This window comes from Streptomyces sp. NPDC098101 (assembly GCF_044760185.1).
In the GTDB taxonomy this organism is placed as follows: Bacteria; Actinomycetota; Actinomycetes; order Streptomycetales; family Streptomycetaceae; genus Streptomyces.
Map to the genome: position 1 here is coordinate 256,805 of NZ_JBIWAS010000003.1, position 26,705 is coordinate 283,509.

Below are 26,705 nucleotides of genomic sequence, written 5' to 3' on the forward strand. Positions count from 1 at the left end.
TCAGCCCGCCGTGCGGGGGATCCGCTTTTCCCAGGTGCGCCGGAAGACGACCTCGTCGCCCTCCTTGCACACCACCTCGTTCCAGGTGTGGAAGGCCTCCGCGTCGCAGGTGATCTCCGAGCGGGTGTCCACGCCGACGTCCCAGCCCCGGTCGGGCCGGCGCAGCCGGATCGTCCAGTCCGAGCGGGTGCGGGCGGTCAGCGGGCCGCTCTCCTCGATCGTGTAGGTCTCCAGGGCGTCCTCGGTGAACTCCAGGCCGTCCGGGTACACGCGCGTGCCGCCGTACTTCGGGTCCACCTCCAGGCGCCACTCGCCCTTGGCCACGTCCCGGACCACCACCCGCTCCGGGCGCCGCTCCTCCCCGGCCTCCGGATGGACCACGCCCAGCGGCGCGGCCTGCTCCGGCTCCTCCCACACGACCGTGTCCTCGGTGCGGCGGCGGACCGGCAGGGTGAGGGAGGAGCCCGCCGGGTCGAGGGTGAAGCCCGCCGCGTCGGGCCGGGGCCAGATCCACGGCCAGTACGTGGAGGAGACCGCGAGCCGCACCCGGTGGCCGGGCGCGAAGGCGTGCCCGATGCCGTTCAGCTCGAAGGTGAAGGCCTCCGTCTCCCCGATCAGGGCCGGTTCGGCCCGGTCGCGGCCGTGGCGGGCGGAGAAGTTCAGGGCGCCCCGGGTGACGAGGGTGGAGGAGCCGTCCGGGGCGATGTCGCAGAGCCGGGCGATCACCTGCCCGGTGGGGGCGGCCGCGCGCAGCGACAGGCTCACGGACGGGCGGCCCAGGATCTCGACGGGGCCGCCGTCCTCGGGCACGGGGAAGTCGAAGCAGGCCGAGTGGGCGTCCTCCTCGCGCTGGTCGGGCGGCAGGTCCGCGTCGTTGCCGAAGGGGAAGAAGCGGCCCGCGTCGATCCCGGTCTGCTGGGGCGAGTCGACGACCACCGGGGAGCCCTGGAAGCCGTACGTGACGGGGGTGACGTTCGGGGACGGCCAGGCGGGGTCGGTGACCCAGCGGCCCGGCAGCTCCTCGTAGACGGTGGCCGGCGGGTGCGAGTCGCTGATCCAGGACCGCAGCAGCGGCTCGTCCATGACGCCGTTCGCGGCCCCCTTGAGGTGGTGGTCCCACCAGCGCAGGGTCTCCTGGAGGAAGCCGATCGCGGGCCCGGGCGGCAGCCCCCGGTCCGGGTACTGGTGCGACCAGGGCCCGACGATCCCGCGCACCCGGTCCGCCGGCAGGTGCCGGACGAGCCGCAGGACGGTGTCGCGGTACGGGTCGTGCCAGCCGCCCACGGCGAGGACGGCGGCCCCGATCGCGCCGTAGTCCTCGCAGACGCTGCCGTGCTTCCAGTACGCGTCCCTCGTCTGGTGGGAGAGCCAGGTGTCGACGAGCGGCTCCACGGCCTCCAGGCGCCGCAGCCACATCGCGCGCCACTCCTCGCCCGCGTACTCCGGGTCCGGCGGCCGGGAGGCGAAGGCGAGCATGGTCGCGCCCCAGGCGTGCATGTCGACGCCGAGGACCGAGCCGCCCATGTAGTGCACGTCGTTGTCGTAGCGGTCGTCGGTGGAGCAGACGGTGACGACCGCCTTCAGCGGCTCGGGGGCGAGGGCGGCGATCTGGAGGGAGTTGAAGCCGCCCCAGGAGATGCCGAACATGCCGACCCTCCCCGTGCACCAGGGCTGTTCGGCGAGCCAGTTCACCACGGCCACGCCGTCGGCCAGCTCGGTCGCGTCGTACTCGTCGCCCGGCAGCCCCCCGCTGTTGCCGTGGCCGCGCACGTCCACCCGTACGGAGGCGTAGCCGTGGCCCGCGTACCAGGGGTGGCGCTGGTGGTCGCGGGGCGCGGTCCAGTCGCTCAGGCGGTACGGCAGGTACTCCAGGAGCGCCGGCACGGGCTCCTCGGTGACCGGCCGCCACACGCGCGCGTAGAGCGGGGTGCCGTCCGGCATCGGGACGCGGACGTCCTCGCGGCGGGCCTCGTACGGGAAGTCGGTGCGGATCTTCGGCATCGGGTCACCTCAGTGGACGGGGTGCATGGTGCGGCGCAGCCAGGGCGCCAGGGCGATCACGACGAGGCCGGCGGCGACGGCCACCGCGCCGTTCACGCCGAAGTACACGGGCTTGGAGACGTCGTCGTAGAGCTTCACGGTCTGGGCCTGGATGCCGTTGGCCAGCGCCAGGGAGAGGAACCAGAGCGACATCGTCTGGCTGGAGAAGGCCTTCGGGGCGAGCTTGCTGGTGGCGGACATCCCGGAGGTCTCCAGGAGCACGTCGCCGAGGCCGAGCAGCAGGTACGAGCCGACGATCCACCACGCGGCCATCCGGTAGGAGTCGTCGGCGTGCCCGGAGGTCGGCAGGACCATCAGGAGGAAGGACAGGCCGCCGAGGACCACCCCGAAGGCGATCTTGTTGGAGGCGTGCGGCTGGCGGTGGCCCATCCGGGACCAGACGGCGGCCACCACGGGCGCCAGGGCCACCTCGAAGGCGCCGAGGGCGGAGGCGTACCAGCTCGCCGGGAAGTCGAAGCCGAGGATGGTGGTGCGGGCGTTGGTGGAGGCGAGCAGCATCATCGTCGAGTACGCCTGGAAGAGGATGAAGTTGAACACCACCGACGCCAGGAACAGCACGACGTACGGCCTGAGGCGGCCGCGCTCCTCGGGCGTGACCCGGGGGCTGGTGAACATCACCCAGAAGTAGACGACCGGCGCGACCACCGAGACCAGGGTCAGCACGTCCACGAACCGGCCCATGGTCAGCCATCCGGCCAGGGCCAGGACCGTGGCGGCGGCGGCCGTGAGGACCGCGCCCGCGACCATGAGCCGGACCGCCCGGCGCAGGGCGTCCGGGGCGAGCGCGAACTCGGCGGCGTGCTTGCGCCCGGCCAGGTGACGGCGGCCCGCCACGTACTGGACCAGGCCGAAGGTCATGCCGATCGCGGCGGCCGAGAAGCCCCAGTGGTAGCCCTGGTGGTCGGCGAGCCAGCCGGTGATCAGCGGGCCGGCGAAGGCGCCGATGTTGATCGCCATGTAGTAGAGCGCGAAACCGGCGTCGCGGCGGTCGTCGTCCGTGCGGTAGAGCTTGCCGACCATAGTCGCCACGTTCGGCTTGAGCAGGCCGGTCCCGGCGCTGATCAGACCGAGCCCCACCCAGGTCATGGCGGCCGTGGGGACCGCCATGGCGTAGTGCCCGCAGGCGATCAGGATCCCGCCCCAGAGGACCGCCCGGTATGAGCCGAGGACGCGGTCCGCGAGCCAGCCGCCGGCCACCGAGACCAGGTAGACCAGGGTTCCGTAGGCGGCGGAGACCGAGGCGGCGGTGCCGGGGGACATGCCGAGTCCGCCGTCGGAGACGGCGGCGGCGAAGTAGAGGACGAGGATCGCCTGCATCCCGAGGAACGAGAACCGCTCCCAGACCTCCAGGCCCGAGAGGGTCAGCAGGCCCTTCGGATGCCCGAGGAAGGCGCGGTCGTCCTCGGGCGGGGGCCGCCCGTCGCCCGGATCGGTGTCGATGTTCGTTCGGGACAAAACGCCTACTCCTGTGGGTATCGGCTGATCCCGAACATACCGGGGGTGACGGGAAGGCGCCCACGGTGATCGAAAGGTGACCGGATACGCTGGCTTGAGTGAATCCAGCGACACATCGACAATCCGTGTGATCGTCCCGTGTGATCGCTGCCGACCGTGTAGCGACAGCAGGCGTCAGCAGACAGGAGACCCCCTCGTGACCGTCGTCGGGCCGTTCGGCCTCAGCGTGCGGGACCAGGCTCTTGAGGCCGATGTCCAGACCGGTCTGGCGGCCGTGGAGGCGGGCCTCCTGGACGCCACCAAGAGCGACGTCCCCTTCATCACGGAGGCCGCGCAGCACCTCGTCCTGGCCGGCGGGAAGCGCTTCCGCCCGCTGCTCGTGATGCTCGCCGCCCAGTTCGGCGACCCCTACGCGCCCGGCATCGTGCCCGCCGCCGTGGTCGTCGAGCTGACCCACCTGGCCACGCTCTACCACGACGACGTCATGGACGAGGCCGACGTCCGGCGCGGCGTCCCCAGCGCCAACACCCGCTGGGGCAACTCGATCGCCGTCCTCACCGGCGACTTCCTCTTCGCCCGCGCCTCCCACACGCTCGCGGACCTCGGCCCGGAGGCCGTCCGCATCCAGTCCGAGGCGTTCGAGCGCCTGGTGACCGGCCAGATCCTGGAGACCGCCGGACCCACCGACGGCCGCGACCCCGTCGACCACTACCTCGACGTCCTCGGCGGCAAGACCGGCTCCCTCGTCGCCGTCGCCTGCCGCTTCGGCGCGATGATGGCCGGCGCCGACGAGGACGTGGTCGGCACCCTCACCCAGTACGGCGAGCGGCTCGGCGTCGCCTTCCAGCTCGCCGACGACGTCCTCGACATCGCCTCCGACTCCCACGAGTCCGGCAAGACCCCCGGCACCGACCTGCGCGAGGGCATCCCGACCCTGCCCGTCCTGCACCTGCGGGCCGCGGCCGCCGCGCACGGACGCCCCGAGGACGTCGAACTCGTCGCCCTCGTCGACGGCGACCTCACCGACGACGCCCGGCACGCCGAGGTCCTGCGCCGGCTGCGCGCCCACCCGGCCCTGGAACAGGCCCGCCGGGACACCGTCCGCTACGCGGAGGAGGCCCGCGCGATGCTGGCCCCGCTCCCCGACGGCTACGCCAAGTCGGCGCTCGCGGAGCTGTGCGACGCGGTGGTGCACCGGGCGGGCTAGGGCCTGTCCGGCGGCACACCACCCCCCGGAAACCGCGTTATGGTCGTGTTGATCATGTGCACGACCGGGAGGGGAAAACAATGAGGGCGAAGTACTGGATCGTCGCGGCGACGGCGGCTCTGGCGGTGGGCGGCGCGGTCTCGACGGGCGACGGCGGCCCGGGGACGGTCGAGAGCACGGGCGCCACGCCCTCCGCGACGGCGTCGGACGCCCCGTCCGCGCCCCGCGCCGAGCCCGCCCCGACCACCCCCGTCGCCACGCGGAGCCTGCACAGCTCGTAGCGCCGCCGCTCGAGGCGGCCCGCTAGGGCCCGTCCTCCGGCCGCGCGCCCGAGCCCGTCTCCAGGTCGTGGGCGAGGGCGTGGAGCCAGACCTCCACGTCCGTGAGCGGGGCCAGCAGGGGGACCGGGACCCGGGCCGCCACCTCCGGCGGCAGGGGCGCGGGGCGGACCCGTACGCCGTCCGGGGGGAATCCCGCCGCCCGTACGGTCGCCGTCACCACCTCCTCGGCCGTCTCCCGCGCCCAGCGCCGGGCGTCCGGCGGAAGCCCCGGCATCCCGTCCGTACGGGGCAGCCAGTAGGCGCCGACCAGCGTGCGCGACCCGTGGTCGAGCACCGCGAGCCAGTCGTGGGCGGCCGGGGAGGCGTCCGCGGCGGGCTCCGTCCGGTACTGCGCGTAGGCCGCCTCGGCGATCCGGAGCCGGTGCAGGGCGAGCCGTACGCCGGGGGAGGGGCCGTCCGCGGGCGCGCCGCCTCCGTCCGTCACCGCCGTCGCCGCGGCCCGCACCAGCGGCGCGGCGGCCCGCAGCAGGCCGGACATGGCGTACCGGATCTCGGCGCGGGCCCCCGCGGGCCAGGCGAGCAGGCCGCACAGCAGGCCGATCGCGCTGCCCGTGAGCACGTCGACCAGCCGGGCCTCCGCGAGCCGCCAGGTCACGGGCGCGATCTGGGCGAAGGCCGTGGCCACGACCAGGGTGAAGAGCCCCTGGCCCCGGGCGGGGCCGCCGAGCGGGCCCAGCGTGAAGGCCACCAGCATCATCGGCACGAGCAGTGCCGCGTACACCCCGGACGCGCCCCCGGCCCCCACGATCAGGAGCCCGGCCGCGAACGCCCCCGCCAGCGTCCCGGCGGCCGCCGCCCGCACGGCGGACCAGGTGGCGCCCGCCGTGGTGCGCCCCAGGGTCAGGACGGCGAGCAGCACCCAGAAGCCGTGCGTCAGATCGAGCGAACCGGCCACCAGCCGGGCGAGCGCCAGGCCGAGCGCGGTGCGCAGGGCGTTCTGGAAGACGACGGAGCGCCGGGTCAGATTGCCCCCGATCCGGACGGCCACCAGCCGGGCCGTGCCCTCCGCCGCGTACCAGAACTGCTCGCGGGGCAGCCCGTGGAGCCGCTCCCGGCCGCCGAGCGCGAGGGAGGCGGCCGTGCGGACGGTCACCGCCGACACCGCCGCCGTCAGGACCGTCGACCGCCGGACCAGGACGGCGCGCGGGACCGGCTCCCGCCCGTCGGAGTCCCCGCCGCGCGCCTTCAGGAAGTCCGCGACCATCTCTTCGAGGAGCTGCGGCCCGGCGAGGACCCGGCCCCGGCGCCCCCGCCGTCCCCGTCGTAGCGCCGCGGCCGTCTCCGTACAGCTCGCCGCGATCCCCCGCAGCAGGTCCGCCGAGACCGTGTCCCCGGGCGCCGGGACGTGCGCGGCAAGCAGGGCCAGCTGGTCGAGGAGCCGCCGGGTCGCGGCCCCCGCCTGGGCCAGGGCCCGGTCGGTCCGGCCCGCGCCCGTCGGCCGGACCCCGGCGGGCAGCCGCGACAGGCGCAGCTCCCGCCCGGCCGTCCCGAGCCGCCCCGCCGCCTCCGGGTCCGGCCCTTCCCCGCGCACGACCCCGGCGGCGGCCCGGGCCGCCAGGTCCAGGGCGCCGGCCAGCCGCACCCGGTACGGGGGCTCCGGCGCGTCGGGGAACAGCACCGCCTCGGCCAGGGCCAGGAGGGCCCCGCCGACGGCGAGCCCGGCCAACCGCTGCGGCAGCGTCCCCGGTTCGTACGGCGGGAAGCAGGCCAGGATGTAGAAGAGCTGGAGTCCCGGGGCGGCGCCCGCGATCCGGGGCCCGCAGACCGCCCCGAAGGCGAGCGCGAACCCGACCGCCAGCATCCCCGCGACGGCCGGCCAGGTCCCCACCGCGAGGACGGTCCCGAGGACGACGAGCACGGCCGCGGCCGGCACCGCCCGCAGCACGGTCGCGGCGCGCTCCCGGCCCGCTCCGGGCAGGGGGGAGAGGATGCCGAACGCGATGGGGGTGAACAGGGCGTAGACCCCGGCCACCGGCCGGTCCAGGAGGTAGAGCGCGGGGTAGAACCCGGCGGCCGTCGCGGCCGTGACGTGCGCGGCGTGGCGTCCGGTGCGCGCCACCGCGGAGAGCCCCTCGGCCATGACGGCTCCTCTCGACCCGCCTCCCTCCAGTCTCGCCCGGGACCGCGCGTCCCGCCTTCGCGGAACAGGACGTACCGCCGCTGCGGAACCGGGCGTACAGTCTTCGCGGAACAGCACGTACCGCCTTCGCGGAACCGGGCGTTCCGATCGTGCGGATCCGTACCGGTCTCGGGGTCGGGTCATCCCGGAGGGGTAGGCGAGGTTGATCCCGGGGGCTGACGCATCTCGCCCCGGGGTTTGGTCAGATGGAGTACATCGACCACGTGAGGCCGTTCGGGGCCTCTCCAGGGCGCACGGAGGTAGCGGAGACCATGGCAGCGAACGAAGTCCCCAGCGAGACCCCCAGCGAGGTCCGCGGCGAGGCTCGTGGCGAGACCCGTCGCAGGGCGAGCCGGTACGTCGTCCCCGTCGCGGTGGCCGGCGTGGCCGCGGCGACCATCGGTCTGGTCCCGGCGCTCGCGGCGGCCGGCGACCCGGACCTGCCGGAGATCACGGCCCAGCAGCTCATCGAGAAGATCGCGGGCTCGGAGACGCAGACCCTCTCCGGCACCTTCAAGGTCTCCACCGACCTGGGCCTGCCGGCCCTCGGCGGCCTGGCGTCCGGCCTCGGGGGCCTGGGCGGCGGCGCCTCCTCCTCCACGGCGGACCCCGCGCAGAAGCTCACCGAACTCGCCTCGGGCACCCACACGCTGCGCCTGGCGGCGGACGGCCCCGAGCGCCAGAAGCTCACCCTGCTGGACGGCTCCGACGAGTACAGCCTGATCCACAACGGCGACGACGTCTGGGCCTACGACAGCAAGTCGAACGAGGTCTTCCACGAGAAGGGCGCCTCGGAGGGCCACGCGCCGGAGGAGTCCGGGAAGAAGGAACTGCCCGCGACGCCCAAGGAGCTCGCGGACGAGGTCCTGAAGGCGGCGGGCGACACCACGTCGATCACGGTCGACGGCACGGCGAAGGTGGCGGGCCGGGACGCGTACCAGCTGGTGATCAAGCCGAAGCAGGCCGGCTCCACGGTCGCGTCGGTGAAGATCGCGGTGGACGCGGCGAACGGCACCCCGCTGAAGTTCACCCTCTCCTCGGTCGAGGGCGGCAAGCCGGTCGTGGACGCGGGCTTCACGAAGGTGGACTTCGCCCGTCCGGACGCGTCGGTCTTCGCCTTCGAGGCGCCGAAGGGCGCGAAGGTGACGGAGGGCGCGGCGGAGGAGGCGGGCAAGCCGGAGAAGCTCCCGGAGAACTTCGAGAAGGAGTTCGGGAAGGACTTCGAGAAGGGCTTCGAGGACTTCGGCAAGGGCCTGAACGTCATCGGCGAGGGCTGGACGACCATCGCGAAGCTCGACACCGGCGCCCCGGCGCCCAAGACGGAGGACGCGCCGAAGGAGTTCCAGGGACTCCTGGACTCCTTCGGCGACGAGGTCACCGGGAAGTTCGGCTCGGGCACCCTCTTCAAGACGAAGCTGGTGAACGCGCTCCTCACCGACGACGGCAAGGTCTACGTCGGCGCGGTGACGAAGGACGCGCTGGTGGACGCGGCGAACGCCGGCAAGTAGCGGCGGAACCGGTTGGGACCCCGGGCGGGTCGGGGGCGATGGTCACCGACCCGCCCGGGCGTTTCACGGGTGCGCCGGCCTTACGGGAAGGTCAGCTTGAAGGCGTTGATGTAGCCGGTGTCGGCCGCGGCCTTGTCCTGGACGCGGAGCTTCCAGGCGCCGTTGGCGACCTCGGAGGAGGCGTTGACGGTGTAGGTCTGGACGATGTTGTCGGCGCTGCCGCCGGTGCGGTTGTGCAGGTTGTAGACCGAGCCGTCGGGGGCGACGAGGTCGACGATCAGGTCGCCCTTGTAGGTGTGGACGATGTCCACGCCGACGGCCAGGTTGCTGGGGGCGTTGCCGGTGACGCCGGTGACGTTGACCGTCGAGGTGACCGCGGCGCCGTTGTCCGGGATGGACACGTCGGCGGTGTTCTCGAAGACCTTGCCGGTCGGCGGGTTGGTGGAACCGGCGGACAGCGTCCAGATCGCGTGCGCGACGGCGTCGCTGTTGCGGTCCAGGGCGGTGTCGTTGATGTTCGACGTGGTGTCGCAGGAGGAGTGGTAGCAGCGGTCGAACGCCGTCGCCGTACCGCCCCACTTGGTGACCTGCGCGCTGGTCTTCACGCGGCTCGCGCCGGTGAAGAGACCGCCGACCGGGACGCCCGCGCTCTTGAACGGGGCGTGGTCGGAGCGGCCGTCGCCCTCGGTCTCGATCTCGGTCGGGACGCCGAGGCCGGCGAAGTAGCTCTTGAAGGTCTGCTCGATCGTCGGGTCGTCGTCGTAGACGAAGTAGCCCGGGTTCGGCGAGCCGATCATGTCGAAGTTCAGGTAGCCCTTGATCTTCGAACGCTCGGTCGTCGGAAGGTTGTTGACGTAGTACTTCGAGCCGACGAGGCCCAGCTCCTCGGCGCCCCACCAGGCGAACCGCAGGTGCTTGGAGGGCTGGTAGCCCGCGCGGGACACGGCGAGGGCGGTCTCCAGGATCGCGGCGGACCCGGAGCCGTTGTCGTTGATGCCGGGGCCCGAGGACACCGAGTCGAGGTGCGAGCCGGCCATCAGGACCTGGTTGGGGTCGCCGCCCGGCCAGTCGGCTATCAGGTTGTAGCCGGTGGCGCCGCTGGTGGTGAACGTCTGGAGGCTGGTGGTGTATCCGGCGGCGTCCAGCTTCGCCTTCACGAAGTCGATGGACGCCTTGTAGCCGGTACGGCCGTGGGCCCGGTTGCCGCCGTTGGCGGTGGCGATGGACTGGAGGTCCGTCAAGTGCTGCTTGACGGCGGCGAGCGAGATGTCGGGCGCGGCGGCGACACCGGCGGCCTCGGCGGGCCGGGCGGTGGCGCTGGTCCCGGTGAGGCCACCGAGCGCGAGCGCCGCGAGGGCGGCGACCGCGGTGACGCGTCTGGGCACGGAGATGTTCATGTGGGGGCTCCGGATTCCGAACGGGGATGGGACGGAACGTGCGAGACGCCTCGGGCTCGGGGGGCCGCGAGGCGTTGGAGCTGTACGTGTGCGCGTGCGGTGTTCAGTTGTCCGCCGCACGCGCGTTCTGTTGCACGTGCGTTCTGTTGTGCGTGCTGAATGTTCAGTGACGGGATGTGTTCACGTCAAGAGCGGAAACCGGTCAGGGGCGTTCGCTCAGCGGACGAGGGGGTGGGGCGGCCCGGGCCACTCGGGCAGGTCCCGCTGGGCCAGGCCCGTGCGGAAGTTGGACACGGACGCCATCGAGCGCCCGGCGGTGGCCCCGCCATCGGTCACGATCTCGGCCCACAGGCGACGGCGGCGGGCGATCGCCGTCCACACCGCACCAGGGATCTCCCCCATCCCTCACGACCGGACCGGCGATCGATGATCAGTGAGACGCCCTAGACGCCCTGGACGCCCTAGGCGTTCGGCCCGAGACACAGCCTTGCGAGGCGGGGAAGTCGTCGGTGCATCTCCGCGGCGTCGTCGAAGTCGAAGTCCTCGCCCATGTCGGCTTCTCCGTAGACGTGTTCATCAGCCGGCTTGTACTCGGCCCAGGCTTGGTAGAAGGCATTCGAGTCTCCGGTAAGGCGTTTGAAGGCATTACTGGCCGCGTAGTTCATGTCCTCGTAGAACAGGGCCTCGTCGCGGTGAGCCGATATCGTCTCCACCACGACAGGATGCTCGGCAAGACTGTCCGGCTCGGCGGCGGTGCGCTCGTACCATGCGCGGCCCAGGGCGATCACTCCGGCCCGGAAGTCGATGAAACTGTCGTCGGAGCAACCCCCGCCCATGAGATAAGCGGCGGCCCAGACATCCCACCGGTACAGACCGTCGTGCACCTCGTCGAACCGCGCCGCGTACTCCAGGATCTCCTGGAGCGGGCGGTCGGCGAGGAGGCCCACCAGCACCTCGTCGAGGGGCTTGCCGCTGGTGGCCGCGGAAGAACGAGCGGTTTCGATGATCTGCCAGAACCGGTCGATATCCATGACCGGCACTCTTCCATCTCGGTATGACACCGCCTGTGAGAGATGCCCCTCCGTTCGGCCGAGTACGGCTCTCACCCCGCCCCGACCGCCAGTGGCGTGAAGCCGGACGTCCGCTTCGGTGAAAGTGAAGGCGGTGGTGAGACCTACCGCACCAACCGCAACCACACGCTTCTTACACCTGAAGGGCGTTGGCCATGGAGGGTCCACGCAAGCAGAGCCTCGTCGAGTCCGAGCACCGTCGCCGCCCCGTATGCCTCAGCTCTCGGCGCGCAGCTCCCTGGCCGCGTAGTAGGCGTGCAGTGCGGCCTCGCTTCCGGAGCCCAGGGCGGTCATGATCCGCTGGAAGCGGGCGGAGCGGAGGTCGCCGGCCACGATGACACGCGGGTGCTGGTCGGTGGGCGGGCAGTAGCCGTCCGCGCCTCGGGTGAGGTCTCCGGGCGGGGCGGTGGGCGCGTTGCCGATGCTGAGGTAGGCGGCGTCCGCCGTGACCGTCCGCCGGGCACCGTCCTGGCCCACCGCTTCCGCCGACACCTGGGCACCTTCCCCACAGCTCAACGTCATGTGCTCGACGGGGAGAAGAGTGACGCGAGAGTCCTCACGGATCTCCTCGATCTTGTACGCGTCGGTCGCCGGGTACGCCACGAGCAGGCGGGTGTCGGTGGTCGGGTGGGCGCGCAGGAAGGTGCCGATCGGGCGGTCGCCGCCGAGGACGAGGAGAGCGCGGCCTTCGGCGTCGTCCGCCTCGGCCTGCCAGAGCGGGGGCAGGGTGAGGCCCTCGGGGGCGGTGATCCAGGCGACGTCGCGGGGCTGGAGGGGGCCGACGCCGGTGGCGACGATCGCGTACGGGGCGGTGAGGCGGCTGCCGGTGTCCACCGTGACGGTCACCCGGTCGTCGTCGGCGCGAAGCTCGGTGACGTGGCGACCGAGTTCGAGGCGGCACAGCTCCGTGCTCTTCAGCTCCGCGACGATGGAGTCGGCGAACTCGGGGCCGCTGGTGTAGCCGCCGAGGACGTTGTTCAGGGCCGGGATCCGGTAGAGGTTGCGGCACAAGCGGTCCGGCTCGATCAGGATCGAGCACATGCCGACGCTGGCGGCCATGCGGGCGGCGGCGCAGCCGGCAGGGCCGCCGCCGACGATGATCAGGTCGGTGTCGTACAGCGTGTCGGCCATGGGGCTATTCCAGCACCGGGGCCCCGGCGTATGCGGTGAGTCGGCCGATCACGTGGTCGCTGGTGACGAGTTGGCCGGTTCCGATCAGGCGGCGGGCGACGACGAGGCCGGCGTCGTGGACGTCCGGACCTGCGTCGCTCGCGGAGGCGTCGGTGACGATCCAGGGCGCGTAGCCGTGCTCGAAGGCGTCGGCGGCGGACTTCAGGACGCAGCTCTCGGTGGCGATCCCGCAGAAGACGAGGTCGGTCCAGCCGGCCCGGCGGATCAGCTCGACGGCCTCCGGGGTGAGGAGCGTGTACCCGGTCTTGTCGACGATCGCGTGCGCGTGGGCGGCGGCCTCGGCGAGGTCGGGGACGATGTCGGTCTCGGGCGCTTCCTGGAGTCGGCGCCACTGGAAGAAGCGCTCGTAGGGGCTGTCCGGATAGTTGAAATACCGGGTGAAGATCACGGGTCGACCGGCGGCGGACCACTGGGTCACCAGGTCGGAGACCGCGGGCACGGCGTGGCGGCTGTGGTGGTTCACGAAGCCGTTCTGCATGTCGATCACGACAAGTGCGGCGCTGCCGATGTCCATCCGCTGTCTCCCCTGCCCCGTTGCCCCGTGTTCTCAGCCGACGCTCTCGCGCAGAGCATCCTGTGCGGCGCGCAGGAAGCGCCAGCCGTACCGCTCGGGTATGGAGGGGTCCTGGCCGTCCTCGATTCCCTCCATGTTCCTGCCGAGGATGCCGTCGTCGACGATCCGGAGGCCATGACCGCCCGGCAGCTCGCCCGCCAGTGCCTCCATCGACCGCCGCGTCCGAATCCCGCCAGCGGGCGGGGTGCCCACGGCGCGACGCTGGAGCCATGCGTACTACTGAGACCTCTCCCGCGCCCGGGGCTTCCCCTGCCCCTGGACCCGCCAGGACCTCCTACGCCCCCCGGCCCATCGCGCCCGACGCGCTCGCCCGGTTGCGGGTCGTCGACGACGCCGGGCGGGGGTGTGTGCCGTACGTGGCCACCGAGGGCGGGGAGCCGCTTCGTTGCTGTCTGCGTTCCGCCGCGGCCGGTGAGCGGATCGCGCTCGTCTCGTACGCGCCGCTGCGGCGCTGGGCGGCGGAGACGGGGGCGGAGCCGGGCGCGTACGACGAGCAGGGGCCCGTCTTCGTGCACGCCGGGGAGTGCGGCGGGCCCGCGCCCTCGGGGGAGTACCCCTTCGCGCGGCCCGGGGCGCTGCGGACCCTCCGCCGGTACGACGCGGAGGGCCGGATCGCCGGCGGCCGGCTCCTGGAGATCCCGGAGGACCCGGCGGAGGGCTTCGACCGGGCCCTCGCGGAGGCCTTCGAGGACCCCGCCGTGGCCCTGGTGCACGTCCGGGCCGTCGAGTACGGCTGCTTCCACTTCGAGGTCCGCCGCCCCTGACCCCGCCCGCGCTACTGCACGCAGAACTCGTTCCGCTCGGGGTCCGCCATGACCACCCACGACCCCGACGGCTCGTCCACCTCGCGCAGGACCGTCGCGCCGAGGTCGGTCAGCCGGGCGACCTCCTTGTCCCGGGCGCCCTCCTCCGCGTGGACGTCGAGGTGGATGCGGTTCTTGACGGTCTTCGCCTCCGGGACGCGCTGGAAGAGGATCCGGTGGCCCAGGCCCGCGTCGGTGTCCTCGTCGTACGGCTCGTCCGGGTGCCGCACGGCGGCGAGGTCGCGCCAGCCGAGCCGCTCGTCCTCCGTGCCCTCGTGCACGGCGGTCGTCGCCGCGTCGGGCACGGCCCCCATCCCGAGGAGCCGCCGCACGAGCGCGCTGTGGTCCTCCTCCCGGTAGTGCAGGGCGGCGGCCCAGAAGGCTGCCTGCGCGTGGGGGTCGGCGGCGTCGACGACGAGCTTCCAGTGAAGGGGTTTCATGGAACCGGTTGTAACCGCTCCGTCGCTCCGTATGCCACCGGAACGACCCTTCTGCACTAGATCGGGCGGTTCCTAGCCCACCCGTACGCGGTCCAGGAGCCCCTCCTGCTCCGGATACGGCTCCTCCCGGGGGAGCAGCGCCCGGGCGCCGTCCAGGTCGCCGGACCGGACCAGGTCGTGGACGCGGTGGGCCAGCGGGGTCACGTCGGTGATCGACACCGTCCACTCGTCCGCGTACCGGCGGGACGCCTCGCCCGCCAGGCCGAGCTGGAGCGAGCGGTACGGGAGGGGGTTCAGGCGCGGGTCGCGCTCCGGGTCCCACTGGACCCGGGCCGGGGACCGCCCCAGCTCGCGCTTCCACGCGTCCCGGTCGGGGTGGAACCCGTGCGCGTAGTGGGAGAGGCAGGCGTTCCGCAGGGCCCATTCGAAGCCCTCGCGGGTGATCTCCACGGCGAGGACGGTCTCCTGGCCCTCCTTGGTGCCCCAGCCCGAGCGGTACATCATCCACAGGAACGACGGCTTGATCCAGGTCATCCGCTCCCGCTTCCAGACGGCCGGAAACCGGCCCTCCCGCGCCGCCGGCAGCCCGATCCCGGGCCGGTACGCCTGGTAGACGGTGATCGTGCGGTCCGTGTGGAGCGCGCGGATCCGGTACTTCGGTTCTTCCATGCGCTCCAGGGTGGGGGAACGCCCGCCGCGCCACTACCGGTTATTTCCGGACGCCTCCACGGACGCCTCCACGGACGGCTCCACAGGCGCGCCGCGCGCCTCAGCGGCCCAGCGCCCCGCACACCTCGGCGGTCAGCGCGTCCGCCGCGTCCAGGGTCGCCGCCAGCGCGGCCGGGTCCGTGCCGAGGGCGGAGAGGAGGGCCTGCGCGCGGGCGGCGAAGTCCGGCGGGGCGGAGGGCAGTTCGCCCGCCTCCCGCACCGCGCCCTTCTCGTTCAGGACCCAGCTGCCCTCCCGCGCGTGCAGGGCCTGCACGAGGAGGCCGACCGCGCGGAAGAGGCAGCCCGCCACGTAGAAGGCGTCCCCGCGGACCGCTCCCTTCCGGGCGCAGGCCAGGATGAACGGCGCCTCCCAGCGCGCGTTCTCGACGAGCGCCTTCCGCAGCGCGTCCGGGTAGACCCGGGCCTCCTCCCGGACCTCCCGGAGCTCGCCGGTCGGGTCGGCCAGGACGCGGCCGAGCGCCAACTCGCCTACGTACGAGGGGGAGTAGACGCCCAGGGGGTGGCCGGCCTGGGTGCCGACCTCGAAGCGTCCCTCCGCGCACTCCTCCCGGACGTGGCGCACCCGGTCCAGGTCGCGGTAGATCCAGTCCACCCGGTGACCGTCGACGACCAGCCAGGCACCGCCGTCCACCCACGGCCCCCAGCCGCCCGGCTCGGTCACCTCCACCGGGCCGCCGGTCAGCTCGGCCGCCAGCAGGCGCAGGGTGGCGGTGTCCAGCGGCGGCCGGTAGTAGAGGCCGAGGTCGTGGTCGGAGTCCGGGGCGTGCGTCCCCCGCGCCCGGCTGCCGCCCAGGCACACGCCGACGACCCCCTCGACCCCGGCCAGGCGGTGCGCGATCTCCAGCAGTCGTTCCATCCGGCCCAGTCTGCGCAAGCCGCCCGCCGCCCGCCATCCGATTACCGGGGCGCCCCCGCCGTCACGGCGCCCTCCAGCAGGGCCTCCTTCGCGTCGTACTCCTCCCGCGCCGCCGCGATCTCGTTCTGGTGCTGCTCGGTCCAGGTCACCAGGGAGCGGATCGTGGTGTGCAACGTGCCTCCCAGCGGGGTCAGTTCGTACTCGACGCGGGGCGGGACCACCGGGTGGACCGTGCGCTTCACCAGGCCGTCGCGCTCCAGCTGGCGCAGGGTGACGGTCAACATGCGCTGGCTGACGCCGTCGATCTCGCGCTTCAGCTCCGTGAAGCGCAGCACGCGGCGGTCGAGGAGGGCGATGACGAGCAGGGACCACTTGTCCGCGACCCGGTCGAGGATCTGCCGGACCTCGCAGTCCTCGCGGGTGTCCCACTGGAAGGGGTCGGTGTCCCCCTCGGGCCCGTAGGTTCCCTCGCAGTGACTCGGTGACTTCGAAGTGCCTTCTTCCATGGCACCCGATGCTCCCGCAGGATGCAGGTGGTTACAAGAGGGAACCGGCCCTCCCGAACGTAACCGTCCACCCCAACCCATCCTGCCCTGGAGACAGTTGTGTCCTTCCGCGCCTGGAGCCTGCTCCTCGTCCTCTGCGGGACGATCTTCCTCGAAGGCATCGACGTCGCCATGCTCGCCGTCGCCGTGCCCACCATCCGCGCCGACCTCGGCCTCACCACCGGCACCGCCGCCTGGGTGATGTCCGCCTATGTCCTCGGCTACGCCGGCTTCACCCTCCTCGGCGGCAGAGCCGCCGACCTGCTCGGACGGCGCCGGATGTTCCTCGGCTGGCTCACCGTCTTCCTGCTCTTCTCCGGCCTCGGCGGCCTCGCCGACCAGGGCTGGACCCTGATCCTGGCCCGTTTCGTGACCGGCGTCGCCGCCGCCTTCATGACCCCGGCCGCCCTGTCCATCATCACCACCTCGTACGAGGAGGGGCCCCAGCGCAACCAGGCCCTGCTCGTCTTCGCGGGCACCGCCGCCGGAGGCTTCTCGCTCGGCCTGGTCATCGGCGGGCTGCTCACCCAGCTCGGCTGGCGGTGGGTCTTCTTCGCCCCCGTCCTGCTGGCCGCCGCCGTCCTCGCCGCCGCCTTCCGGCTGATCCCGAAGGAGCCGCGCCCGGCCCGCGCACGGGGCGGCTTCGACCTCGCCGGGGCGCTCGCCGCCGCCGGTGCGATGCTCCTCCTCGCGTACGGCGTCGTCCGCCTGGAGCACGGCTTCGACGGCTGGACGCTCACGGCCGCCGCGCTCGCCGCCGGACTCGTCCTCGCCGGGGTCTTCGTCGCCGTCGAACGCCGGGCCGCCGTGCCCCTCGTCCGCCTCGGCATCCTCCGCGAGGCCTCGGTCCTCCGCGCCGACCTGGGCGCCCTGCTCTTCGTCGGCTCTTTCTTCGGCTTCCAGTTCGTCGCCACCCTCTACCTTCAGGAGCTGCGCGGCTGGTCGTCCCTGGAGACCGCGCTCGCCCTGGTCGTCATGGGCTGCGACGCGATCCTCGCCCCGACCCTCACCCCGCGCCTGGTGGCCCGCTTCGGCAACGCCCGGGTGATCCTCGGCGGCTTCGTCCTCGCCGTCGTCTCGTACGCGCTGTTCCTGCCGGTCGGCCCGGACTGGTCGTACGCCGCGATGTTCCCGACGCTGCTGCTCACCGGCCTCGCCTTCGCCCTCGCCTACGGGCCGCTCACCATCGCGGGCACGGAGGGGATCGCGGAGGAGGAGCAGGGGCTCGCGAGCGGGCTGCTCACGACCGCCACCCAGTTCGGCTCGGCCGTCGGCATCTCGGCGGTGACGGCGGTGTACGGGCTCTCCGGCGGCGGCCTCGACGGCTTCCGGGCGGCGCTCCTCGTCCCGCTGGCGATGATCGGGCTCGGGACGGTGATCGCCGCCACGGGGGTGCGGCGCCCCCGTACCCCCGGAGCCGCACCGGCCCCGAAGGCCCCGGCCGACGCCGTGGTCTGAACGTCCCGGAACGCGCCCCGGCCCCCGGAGTCCTCCTCCGGGGGCCGGGGCGCGCGACTGCCGGAGACCGGTGTCCGTCAGCGTCCGGTCGCGGGTGAGGCCTCGACGGGACCGGCGTCCCCGGCCGGGCCCGCCGATTCGGCCGCTCCCGCCGCCGTCGCCGCCGCGATCGCCGCCCGGCTGCGCCGGTTCGTGCGCAGCGCGTCCCAGGTGAGGATCGTCAGGGCCAGCCAGACGAGGGAGAAGCCCGCCCACCGCTCCGGCGGCATCGCCTCGCGGAAGTAGAGGACGCCGAGGAGGAACTGGAAGGTCGGCGCGAGGTACTGGAGGAGGCCGAGCGTCGACAGCGGGACGCGGATCGCCGCCGCGCCGAAGCAGACCAGCGGGACCGCCGTGACCAGACCGGTGGCGGCGAGCAGCGCGGTGTGGCCGGCGCCGTGCGCGCCGAACGCCAGGGTGCCCTGCCCGCCGAGCCAGACGAGGTACGCGAGGGCGGGCAGGAACTGGACGGCGGTCTCGGCGGCCAGCGACTCCAGGCCCCCGATGTTGACCTTCTTCTTCACCAGGCCGTAGAGCGCGAAGGAGAAGGCGAGGACGAGCGAGATCCACGGCGGCTGCCCGTACCCGATCGCGAGGACGAGCACGGCCGCGAAGCCGATCCCGACCGCCGCCCACTGCGCCGGGCGCAGCCGCTCCTGGAGGACGAGGACGCCGAGGGCGATGGTGACGAGCGGGTTGATGAAGTAGCCGAGGGAGGCCTCGACGACGTGGCCCGTGTTCACGGACCAGATGTAGAGGCCCCAGTTCACGGTGATGACGGTGGCGGCGAGGGTGATCAGGCCGAGCTTGCGCGGGCTGCGCGCCAGCTCCCGCATCCAGCCCCAGCGGCGCAGGACGAGCAGGGCGAGCCCCACGAAGGCCAGGGACCACACCATCCGGTGGGCGAGGATCTCGATCGCCCCGGCGGGCTTGAGGAGCGGCCAGAAGAGGGGGACGAGGCCCCACATGCCGTAGGCGCCGATCCCGTAGAGCAGGCCTGCTCGCCCCTCGTTCTCCGTCTTCACCGGACCTCCCGCCCTGTGCCGCGCCGTCCTGTCGGCCGCTGGGACGACGGTAGCGCCGCACGGGGCGGGTTGTCATGCCCGTACCGCTATACGGTCATGACGGCCGGGCGGTCAGCGGGAGGCGTCCAGGGCCTCCTGGATCGAGACGCCGACCGGGGTGGTCGGGCGGCCGATCAGCCGGGTCAGGTCGCCGGTCCGCAGGGCGAGCGCGCCGTGCTCGGCGGCCCGGTCGACGTCGACCAGGATCTCGGCGAAGGGGCGCGGGAGCCCGGCGCCGGTGAGGATCTCCAGGTGCGCCTCGGCGGAGACGGGGGTGTACGTCACCTCGCGGCCGGACCGGGCGGCGACCTCGGCCGCGTACTCGGCGAAGGACCAGGCGGTGTCGCCGCTCAGCTCGTAGACCTCGTTCAGGTGCTCCCCGGCCGGGCCGGTCAGGACGGCGGCCGCGGCGGCGGCGTAGTCGGCGCGGGAGGCGGAGGCGATCCGGCCCTCGCCCGCGTTGGAGACGACGGCGCCGTGGGCGAGGACGGGGGCGAGGTTGGCGGTGTAGTTCTCGCTGTACCAGCCGTTGCGGAGGAAGGTGTACGGCAGGCCGGAGGCGAGGATCAGCCGCTCGGTCTCCTTGTGCTCGGCGGCCAGCTCGAAGTCGGCGTCGTCGCCGCCGAGGACACCGGTGTACGCGAGCTGGGTCACGCCCGCCGCCTTCGCCGCGTCGATCACGGCGGCGTGCTGGGCGACCCGCTGCCCGACCTCGCTGCCGGAGATCAGGAGCACCCGGTCGCCGGCCTCGAAGGCGTCCGCGAGGGTCTCGGGGCGGCCGTAGTCGGCGATCCGCAGCTCGACGCCGCGCTCGGCCAGGTCCGCCGCCTTCTCCTTGTTCCGGACGACGGCGACGATCCGCTCGGCGGGGGCGGTGCCGAGGAGGGCGTCGACGACGAGGCGGCCGAGCTGGCCGGTGGCTCCGGTGACGACGATGCTCATGGGGGTTCCTTCTGCGTGGGGTGCGGTGGACGGTGTACTCACCGTAGGACCGGCACTAACTTTTCGGAAGTGCCCACTTTGAAGTAAGGTACTGGCATGGAGGTAAGTGAAGAGGTGAACGCGATGGCCCCGCTGCCCGACGTGTTCGAGCCGATGTGCCCCTCGCGGGCGGTCCTGGAGCACGTCACCAGCCGCTGGGGCGTGCTCGTCCTCGCGTCGCTCCTGGAGCGGCCCTACCGCTTCAGCGAGCTGCGCCGCCGCATCGGGAACGTCAGCGAGAAGATGCTCGCCCAGACCCTGCGGACCCTGGAGCGCGACGGCTTCGTCCACCGCGACGCCAAGCCCGTCATCCCGCCCCGCGTCGACTACGCCCTCACCCCGCTCGGCACCGAGGCCGCCCGCCAGGTCTGGGAGCTCGCCCACTGGAGCGAGCGGCAGGTGACCGCCGTCCAGGAGGCCCGCGAGCGGTACGACGAGGCGCGTCGCGAGAGTGCCACCGCTTTGTCCCAATGAGGCTTCAGCCACGGTGTGCCGCCCCGTCAGGTCGTACGATCTGATCGCCGTTCGGGCAATCCGTGTAGGGACCGTGGGGGAACTGTGGCGTACGGAGACCGAAGACTGCTGCGCGCCTGCTGCGCCGTGCTGGTGGGCGGGCTGATCGCGACCGGGTGCGCCGACGGCGACGACGCGAAACCCGCCGGCGGGGCGAGTACGAGCGGGGCGCCGGCCCCCGGCGGTACGGCCCCGGCCCCCACGCCCACCCCCACCCCGACCGCGCTCGACTTCACCCCCGACCCGAAGCGGGCGCCGAAGAACGCCGCCGACGCCCGGCGGCTCGCGCTCGCCGTCGTCGCGGGGCCCGACGCCTGGGGCCCGGACTACGTGAAGCGCACCCCGCACCTCAGCGACCCCGACTACTGGCCCGTGCTCGGGGACGGCTGCTCCTGGGAGACCGGCACCCGGCCCGCCACCGTCCTGCACAGCGTCACCGCCTACAGCGAGGTCCCCGCCACCGACGGCCGGGGGACCCTCCGGGTCGCCGCCACCGTCACCGTCCACCGCACCGAGGACGACGCCGACTGGGAGATGGCCGGGACCCTGGAGGAGGCGCTCCGCTGCCCGGACCAGCGCCTGCGCGACGGCGAACGCATCGAGGGGCTCATCTCCCTCGGCAACCCCTTCGGCCTCGGCGGCAACTACACCGCCGCGGACTCGCTCGGCGAGCGCGGCGCCTACTTCAACGACGCGTTCCCCGGAAAGCAGTTCTACGGCTGGTACCAGTCGAGGATCGGCCAGGTCACCGTCGCCACCGTCGTCAAGGGCGCCCCCGGCTACAGCGAACAGACCACCCCCACCACGGCCGGCACCGTCACCGCCCAGGTCCAGGCCCTCGTCACCATGCTCGAACGCGTCAAGGACGAGCTGGAGGTCCAGTCATGAGCTCTTCGAATGGATGGGACGGCCGGGACGACCGAGACGGTCGGGAGCCGGGGAACGGTCACGGGCCGGAGGACGGCCGGGGGCCGGGGAGCGGTCGTGGTCCGGAGGACGCGCGGGGGTCCGGGGATGCCCAGCGGCCGGGGAACGGCCGGGGGCCGGAGAGCGGCCACGGGCCGGAGGGCGCCCAGAGCCCTGGGTACGCCCAGAGGCCCGGGGACGCCCCGGAGCCGGGGGACGTCCAGGAAGTGGATGACGCCCGGGAGCTGGGGAGCGGTCGTGGTCCGGAGGACGCGCGGGGGTCCGGGGACGACCGGGACGACCGGGACGGTCGGGAGCCGGGGAACAGCCATGGGCCGGAGGACGGCCGGGCGTCGGAGTCGGCCCGGGAGCCGCAGGGCGGCTCCGGGTCCGAGGGCGGTCACGAGCCGGAGGCCGGGGCCCGGCCTCCGCGCGACCCCCGGGTCGGCCCGCTGCCGATTCCCCCGGCCGGGTCCGGCGCCGGACGCCGGCCCCGGGGAGGGGCGCGGCCCGACGCGGGCCATCGGGCCCAGGGCGGGCTCCGGCCCGACGAGGGCTCTCAGGTCCAGGACGGCCGTCGGCCTGACGCCGATGACCAGTCCCAGGGCGGGCACCGGCCCGACGCCGGTCACCAGTCCCAGGGTGGGCTCCAGCCCGACGCCGGTCACCAGGCCCCGAGCGGGCCCCGGCCCGACGCCGGGCAGCCGACCCCGCCCGGAGCCGGGCACCAGGGGAACCAGCCCCCGCAACCGGACCAGCCCCCGGTCGGGGCCCCGCGCCCGCCCCAACGCCCGCTGTCCGCGCCCTCGTTCCCGCTTCAGCCTCCCGTAGGGAACCCGTCCCCGCCCCAGCAGCCCCCGGGTGGGAATCCGCCCCAGGCCGGGAACCCCGCCGGGAACCCCGTAGGGAACCAGCCCCCGCCCCAACAGCCCCCGGCAGGGAACCCGCCCCCGCTTCCGACCCAGCCCCCGGCAGGGAACCCGCTCCCGGCAGGGAACCCCGCAGGGAACCCGCCCCCCACAGGGCCCCCCTCCCGCCCCCACCCCGGTGACCCGCAACCCCTCCTCCCCTCCGACCCCTCCCACATCGCCGGTTATCGGCTGCTCGGGCGGCTCGGGGCCGGGGGGATGGGGGTCGTCTATCTGGGCCGTACCGTCAACGGCGAGCTCGCCGCCGTCAAGGTCACCCATGCCGACCAGGCGGACCAGCCCGACTTCCGGGCCCGGTTCAGGCGTGAGGTCGAGGCCGCACGCCGGGTCTCCAGCCCCTGGGCCGTCCCGGTCATCGGCGCCGACCCGGACGCCCCCGAGCCCTGGATGGCCACCGCCTTCGTCGCCGGGCCGTCCCTCGGCGAGGCCGTCACCGCGCACGGCGCGCTGCCCGAGCGGAGCGTCCGGCTCCTCGGCTGGTCCCTCGCCCGCGCCCTCGCCGCCGTGCACGCGGCCGGGCTCGTCCACCGGGACGTCAAGCCGGGCAACGTCCTCCTCGCCGTTGACGGCCCCCGCCTCATCGACTTCGGCATCGCCCGCGCCACCGGCGAGACCGCCCTCACCGCCACCGACATGGTCGTCGGCACCCCCGGCTTCCTCGCCCCCGAGCAGGCCGAGGCCCGCGCCGACGCCATCGGCCCCGCCACCGACGTCTTCGCCCTCGGCTGCCTCCTCGCCTACGCGGCGACCGGCCGCCCGCCCTTCGGCACCGGCACCCCGGACGCCCTCCTGTACCGGACCGTCCACGACGAACCCGACCTCACCGGCGTGCCCGGAGGACTGCTCGACCTCGTCCGGGCCTGCCTCGCCAAGGACCCCGCCGCCCGCCCGGCCGCCGCGGAGATCGGCGTACGGCTCGTCGAGGACGACCCCGGCGACACCTCCGCATGGCTGCCCGCCCCCGTCGTCCGGACCATCGCCGAACGCTCCGCCCGGATGCTCGCCCTGCCCGAGATCGACGCCACCACGGCCGGCACCGGCCCGGCGGAGCCGCCGAAGCGCAGCAGACGCGGCTTCCTGCTCCTCGCCTCCGGCGCCGCCGCCCTCGCCGTCGGCGGCGGCTCCGTCGCCGCCTGGTCGGCGCTCAGGAACGACGACGGGAGGGGCGACGGCAAGAACCCCCCGCCCCGCACCTCCTGGAAGATCGGCGTCCTCGCCGACCTCTCCGGCCCCGCCAAGGAGATCGGACGGGCCCAGGAGCGCGGCGCCCGCCTCGCCGTCGAGCAGTTCAACGCCCGCCGGGACAAGCCGTTCACCCTCGAACTCAAGGTCTCCGACGACCGGGGCGACCGCACCACCGCCCTGGAAGCGGCCCGCGGGCTCACCACCGACCCCGGCGTCCTCGCCGTCCTCGGCCCCACCTCCGACGACACCGGACAGGCCGCGCTCCCCGCCTTCGAGGAGGCCGGCCTCCCGCTGCTCACCACCTCCGCCGGATTCAACCTCTTCACCCTGCGGGACAAGCAGAGCCCGCCCAACGTCACGGTCCTCCGGGCCATCCCCAACCACCCCATGGGCGGCGCGCACCTCGCCTTCGCCGTCACCCTCCTGCCCACCATCAAGAAGCCCGGCGTCCTCCAGGAGCGCACGGACGACCAGTACAGCTGGCTCCTCGTGCGCGGCGTCCAGTTCGGCTTCGGACAGGCCAGGATCACCCCGCACTACCGGGTCGTCCCCGCCCGCGCGCGGGACTACCGCCGGATCCTCGGCGAGATGATCGACGCCGGCATGGACGCCTACGTCCACTGCGGGGTCCGCGAGACCGCCGTCCTCGCCGCCCGCGCCCTCGCCGACCTCGGCTTCACCGGCCCCCGCTTCGGCGGCCAGCACGCCTTCGGCCCCGCCTTCCTCAAGGAGGCCGGACCCGCCTCCGAGAACTGGTTCTTCGGCGCCCCCGTCCTCGACCCCGCCACCCGCAAGGAGGCCGCCGGGTTCACCGCCGCGTACCGCAAGCGCTACGGCGCCCCGCCCGCGTACTACACGGGCGAGTCGTACGACGTCGTGAACATGGTCCTGGAACAGCTGACCAAGAACGCGAAGGCCGGCGGGGCCCCGGCCCGCAAGGGCCTCTGGGCACAGCTCCGGGCGAAGAAGTACACCGGCGTCATGGGCGGTTACTCCTTCGACCAGTACGGCGACCTCACCGGCGTCGGCACGTTCGTGTACGGCGTGCAGGACGGCGCGTACAAGGCGATCGGCACCGCCCCCGCCGTTCCCGCCAACAAGGGGAAGGCCTGACCGCCCGTGCAGCCGCTCCGCAAGGCCGACCCCTCCTCGATCGCCGGCCACCGGCTCCTCGGCCGCCTCGGCGCCGGCGGCATGGGCGTGGTCTACCTCGCCCGCACCCCCGGCGGGACGCTCGCCGCGCTCAAACTCATCCGCGCCGAGCACGCCGCCGACCCCGGCTTCCGGGAGCGGTTCCGCCGCGAGACCCGGATCGCCGGAAGGATCACCGGCCACTGGGTCGTCCGCGTCCTCGGCGCCGACCCGGAGGCCCGGGAACCCTGGCTGGCCACCGAGTTCGTCCCCGGCCCCTCGCTCGCCGAGGCCGTCGGACTGCACGGCGCCCTGCCCGAACCGACCGTACGGGCCCTGGGCGCCCGGCTCGCCGCCGCCCTCGCCGACGTGCACGCGGCGGGACTCGTCCACCGGGACGTCAAACCGGGCAACGTCCTGCTCGCCCTCGACGGCCCCCGCCTCATCGACTTCGGCATCGCCCGCGCCGCCGGGGCCACCGCCCTGACCGCCACGGACGCGATGATCGGCACCCCCGGCTTCCTCGCCCCCGAACAGGCCCGGGTCGGCGCCGCGGACGAGGTCGGCCCGGCCGCCGACGTCTTCTCGCTCGGCTGCGTCCTCGCGTACGCCCTGACCGGCGAACGCCCCTTCGGTACGGGCGCGGTGGCCGCCGTCGTCTACCGCACCGTCCACGAGGAACCGGACCTCCGCGAGGTCCCGGACACGATCCTGCCCCTGGTCGCGGCCTGCCTGGCCAAGGACCCGGCGGCCCGCCCCACGGCCGCGCGGGTGCGGGCCGCCCTCGGGGAGGCCGGGGGCCCGGCGGGGGACTGGCTGCCGCCCGGCCTGCCCGCGCTCATCGCCCGGCGCTCCTCACGCGTCCTCGACCTGCCGGTCCCCGAACCGACCCTGCTCGCGCCCCCCGAAGCCCGCGAGGTGGTCTCGCGCCGCCGCGTCCTGGCGGCCGGATCGGCGGCGGCCGTCGTCGGAGCGGGCGGCCTGACCGCGTGGCTCCTCGGCCGGGGCCCCGCCGGGAAGGGCACGGGGACGGGCGCCGCCCTCCCCGCGTACACGCTCGGCGTCCTCACCGACCTGAGCGGCCCCACCAAGGCGGCCGGACGGGCGCAGGAACGCGGCGCCCGGCTGGCCGTGGAGACCTTCAACGCCCGCCGGGACCGGCCCTTCGACGTGACCCTGCGGGTCGTGGACGACGGCGGACAGGGGCCGCGCGCCACGACCGCGGCCCGCACCCTGCTGAAGGACGAGAAGCTCGTCGGCGTTGTCGGCCCGACGACCTCCGCGAGCGTCCTCGCCGCCGCCGCCGAACTCGTCGACCACTCCGTCCCCCTGGTGAGCGTCCTCGCCGCCGTCCCGACCGGGAACACGGTGGAGGGCCAGACCACCAAACGCACCTACTTCGAACCCCGCCCCTCCCCGGACTCGATGATCGTGCCGTTCGCGCGCTACCTCTCCGAGCGGGAGGTCGTCAGGACCGCCCTCGTGGAGGACCGCGACGGCGGCCGGGCCACCTGGTTCGCGGTCAAGAGCGTGAAGGCCACCCCGCCCTCGCAGGCCCAGGGCGGGGTGGCGACCTCCCACCCGGTGGAGGCGGACAGCGAGGACTTCGCCTCCGCCGTCCGGGCCGCCCTCGCGACGGACCCGCAGGCCGTGATGTACGTGGGGACCTCGCCGCGCCGGGCCGCGCTCTGCGCGAAGGCCCTCCGCGACCAGGGCTTCCGGGGGCCCCGGGGCAGTGTCGAGGAGCCCTTCCAGGAGGAGTTCCTCGACCTCGCGGGCCCGGCGGCCGAGGGCTGGTACTTCGGCACGAGCCACGTCGACCCGGACGGCCTCCCGGGCGCGAAGGACTTCACCGCCGCCTACCGGAAGCGCTGGGGACTGCCCGCCGCCACCCCCGTCGAGCCGTACGCCACGGAGGCGTACGACGCCGTCAACTGGACGCTCCAGGCGCTGGGCACGACGGTCGGCAACCACTCCGAGTCGGTGGCGTCCGGGGTGTCGAACAGCCTGCGGCAGACCCCGTACCGGGGCCTCGCCAAGACGTACTCGTCGGCGGGCAAGGAGAGCAGCGCCGCCAGCCTCGTCGGGCTCTTCCTCTGGCAGGTGAGGGACGGGAAGCCGCACTTCCTGGGGGAGTTCGCGGACGCGGCGGTGAAGGAAGCGAAGAGGACGAAGGAGTCGTGACGGCGGGGGCGGATCCCTT

Annotated in this window: 24 protein-coding genes; 9 read left to right on the forward strand and 15 right to left on the reverse strand. The window is 73.8% G+C overall.

Going from position 1 to position 26,705, the window contains the following annotated elements:
- Together ACIQVI_RS14100 and ACIQVI_RS14105 are read right to left on the reverse strand one after the other, a co-directional pair.
- Window positions 1–2,001, reverse strand: a complete 2,001-nt coding sequence (locus tag ACIQVI_RS14100) for a CocE/NonD family hydrolase (protein WP_403595191.1) — start codon at window positions 1,999–2,001, stop codon at window positions 1–3.
- Window positions 2,002–2,010: 9 nt separating this feature from the next.
- Window positions 2,011–3,516: a peptide MFS transporter gene (locus tag ACIQVI_RS14105; protein WP_403595194.1), complete on the reverse strand. Its 1,506-nt coding sequence runs from the start codon at window positions 3,514–3,516 to the stop codon at window positions 2,011–2,013.
- A gap of 196 nt (window positions 3,517–3,712) precedes the next feature.
- Between ACIQVI_RS14105 and ACIQVI_RS14110 the strand changes: the two genes are divergently transcribed.
- Both ACIQVI_RS14110 and ACIQVI_RS14115 read left to right on the forward strand, forming a co-directional pair.
- Window positions 3,713–4,723 carry a polyprenyl synthetase family protein gene (locus ACIQVI_RS14110; RefSeq protein WP_351973171.1) on the forward strand — a complete coding sequence of 337 codons (1,011 nt, stop codon included), beginning with the start codon at window positions 3,713–3,715 and terminating at the stop codon, window positions 4,721–4,723.
- Between the two features lie 80 nt (window positions 4,724–4,803).
- Window positions 4,804–5,004: a hypothetical protein gene (locus ACIQVI_RS14115; protein ID WP_403595197.1), complete on the forward strand. Its 201-nt coding sequence runs from the start codon at window positions 4,804–4,806 to the stop codon at window positions 5,002–5,004.
- A gap of 22 nt (window positions 5,005–5,026) precedes the next feature.
- On the opposite strand, the gene ACIQVI_RS14120 is transcribed toward ACIQVI_RS14115, so the two are convergent.
- Window positions 5,027–7,144, reverse strand: a complete 2,118-nt coding sequence (locus ACIQVI_RS14120; RefSeq protein WP_403595200.1) for an FUSC family protein — start codon at window positions 7,142–7,144, stop codon at window positions 5,027–5,029.
- Between the two features lie 311 nt (window positions 7,145–7,455).
- Between ACIQVI_RS14120 and ACIQVI_RS14125 the strand changes: the two genes are divergently transcribed.
- Window positions 7,456–8,691: an outer membrane lipoprotein carrier protein LolA gene (locus tag ACIQVI_RS14125; protein WP_403595203.1), complete on the forward strand. Its 1,236-nt coding sequence runs from the start codon at window positions 7,456–7,458 to the stop codon at window positions 8,689–8,691.
- An 80-nt stretch (window positions 8,692–8,771) separates the two neighbouring features.
- Here the strand turns inward: ACIQVI_RS14125 and ACIQVI_RS14130 are convergent, their stop codons facing one another.
- From ACIQVI_RS14130 to ACIQVI_RS14155, 6 genes are all read right to left on the reverse strand, one after another.
- On the reverse strand, window positions 8,772–10,088 hold the full coding sequence (locus ACIQVI_RS14130) for a M28 family metallopeptidase (protein WP_351973168.1): 1,317 nt from the start codon (window positions 10,086–10,088) through the stop codon (window positions 8,772–8,774).
- A gap of 216 nt (window positions 10,089–10,304) precedes the next feature.
- Window positions 10,305–10,490: a hypothetical protein gene (locus ACIQVI_RS14135; protein ID WP_403595206.1), complete on the reverse strand. Its 186-nt coding sequence runs from the start codon at window positions 10,488–10,490 to the stop codon at window positions 10,305–10,307.
- 59 nt (window positions 10,491–10,549) lie between these two features.
- Window positions 10,550–11,119, reverse strand: a complete 570-nt coding sequence (locus tag ACIQVI_RS14140) for a DUF4240 domain-containing protein (protein WP_403595209.1) — start codon at window positions 11,117–11,119, stop codon at window positions 10,550–10,552.
- A gap of 255 nt (window positions 11,120–11,374) precedes the next feature.
- Window positions 11,375–12,289 (reverse strand): FAD-dependent oxidoreductase, encoded by a 915-nt coding sequence (locus tag ACIQVI_RS14145; RefSeq protein ID WP_403595212.1) that lies wholly within the window; start codon window positions 12,287–12,289, stop codon window positions 11,375–11,377.
- A 4-nt stretch (window positions 12,290–12,293) separates the two neighbouring features.
- Window positions 12,294–12,863: a cysteine hydrolase gene (locus ACIQVI_RS14150; RefSeq protein WP_403595215.1), complete on the reverse strand. Its 570-nt coding sequence runs from the start codon at window positions 12,861–12,863 to the stop codon at window positions 12,294–12,296.
- Window positions 12,864–12,896: 33 nt separating this feature from the next.
- Window positions 12,897–13,073, reverse strand: coding sequence for a hypothetical protein (locus ACIQVI_RS14155; protein WP_403595217.1), 177 nt, complete (start codon window positions 13,071–13,073; stop codon window positions 12,897–12,899).
- Between the two features lie 59 nt (window positions 13,074–13,132).
- Here ACIQVI_RS14155 and ACIQVI_RS14160 point away from each other — a divergent pair, with 59 nt between their 5' ends.
- Window positions 13,133–13,687 carry a DUF1203 domain-containing protein gene (locus ACIQVI_RS14160; protein ID WP_403595220.1) on the forward strand — a complete coding sequence of 185 codons (555 nt, stop codon included), beginning with the start codon at window positions 13,133–13,135 and terminating at the stop codon, window positions 13,685–13,687.
- An 11-nt stretch (window positions 13,688–13,698) separates the two neighbouring features.
- Here ACIQVI_RS14160 and ACIQVI_RS14165 read toward each other — a convergent pair whose 3' ends face one another.
- The 4 genes from ACIQVI_RS14165 to ACIQVI_RS14180 all read right to left on the reverse strand — a co-directional run bounded on the left by ACIQVI_RS14165 (window position 13,699) and on the right by ACIQVI_RS14180 (window position 16,257).
- Entirely contained in the window at window positions 13,699–14,166 is a 468-nt protein-coding gene (locus ACIQVI_RS14165; RefSeq protein ID WP_351972767.1) for a VOC family protein, read from the reverse strand.
- A gap of 72 nt (window positions 14,167–14,238) precedes the next feature.
- Window positions 14,239–14,835 (reverse strand): DUF4291 domain-containing protein, encoded by a 597-nt coding sequence (locus tag ACIQVI_RS14170; protein WP_351972766.1) that lies wholly within the window; start codon window positions 14,833–14,835, stop codon window positions 14,239–14,241.
- Between the two features lie 100 nt (window positions 14,836–14,935).
- Window positions 14,936–15,751 carry a nucleotidyltransferase domain-containing protein gene (locus ACIQVI_RS14175; RefSeq protein WP_403595225.1) on the reverse strand — a complete coding sequence of 272 codons (816 nt, stop codon included), beginning with the start codon at window positions 15,749–15,751 and terminating at the stop codon, window positions 14,936–14,938.
- 41 nt (window positions 15,752–15,792) lie between these two features.
- Window positions 15,793–16,257 (reverse strand): winged helix-turn-helix transcriptional regulator, encoded by a 465-nt coding sequence (locus ACIQVI_RS14180; protein WP_403595228.1) that lies wholly within the window; start codon window positions 16,255–16,257, stop codon window positions 15,793–15,795.
- A gap of 99 nt (window positions 16,258–16,356) precedes the next feature.
- On the opposite strand from ACIQVI_RS14180, the gene ACIQVI_RS14185 reads away from it, so the two are divergent.
- Entirely contained in the window at window positions 16,357–17,754 is a 1,398-nt protein-coding gene (locus ACIQVI_RS14185; RefSeq protein ID WP_403595231.1) for an MFS transporter, read from the forward strand.
- Between the two features lie 77 nt (window positions 17,755–17,831).
- On the opposite strand, the gene rarD is transcribed toward ACIQVI_RS14185, so the two are convergent.
- Together rarD and ACIQVI_RS14195 are read right to left on the reverse strand one after the other, a co-directional pair.
- Entirely contained in the window at window positions 17,832–18,818 is a 987-nt protein-coding gene (gene rarD, locus ACIQVI_RS14190) for an EamA family transporter RarD (RefSeq protein WP_403595234.1), read from the reverse strand.
- Between the two features lie 111 nt (window positions 18,819–18,929).
- Entirely contained in the window at window positions 18,930–19,799 is an 870-nt protein-coding gene (locus ACIQVI_RS14195) for an NmrA family NAD(P)-binding protein (RefSeq protein WP_403595237.1), read from the reverse strand.
- A 96-nt stretch (window positions 19,800–19,895) separates the two neighbouring features.
- Between ACIQVI_RS14195 and ACIQVI_RS14200 the strand changes: the two genes are divergently transcribed.
- The 4 genes from ACIQVI_RS14200 (at window position 19,896) to ACIQVI_RS14215 (ending at window position 26,686) form a co-directional block, all read left to right on the forward strand.
- Window positions 19,896–20,312: a helix-turn-helix domain-containing protein gene (locus ACIQVI_RS14200; RefSeq protein WP_240450239.1), complete on the forward strand. Its 417-nt coding sequence runs from the start codon at window positions 19,896–19,898 to the stop codon at window positions 20,310–20,312.
- Between the two features lie 84 nt (window positions 20,313–20,396).
- On the forward strand, window positions 20,397–21,239 hold the full coding sequence (locus ACIQVI_RS14205) for a hypothetical protein (protein ID WP_403595240.1): 843 nt from the start codon (window positions 20,397–20,399) through the stop codon (window positions 21,237–21,239).
- 1,103 nt (window positions 21,240–22,342) lie between these two features.
- Window positions 22,343–24,484, forward strand: coding sequence for a bifunctional serine/threonine-protein kinase/ABC transporter substrate-binding protein (locus ACIQVI_RS14210; RefSeq protein ID WP_403596835.1), 2,142 nt, complete (start codon window positions 22,343–22,345; stop codon window positions 24,482–24,484).
- A gap of 6 nt (window positions 24,485–24,490) precedes the next feature.
- Complete coding sequence (locus tag ACIQVI_RS14215) at window positions 24,491–26,686, forward strand: ABC transporter substrate-binding protein (RefSeq protein ID WP_403595243.1); 2,196 nt, start codon at window positions 24,491–24,493, stop codon at window positions 26,684–26,686.
- Window positions 26,687–26,705: the final 19 nt, after the last annotated feature.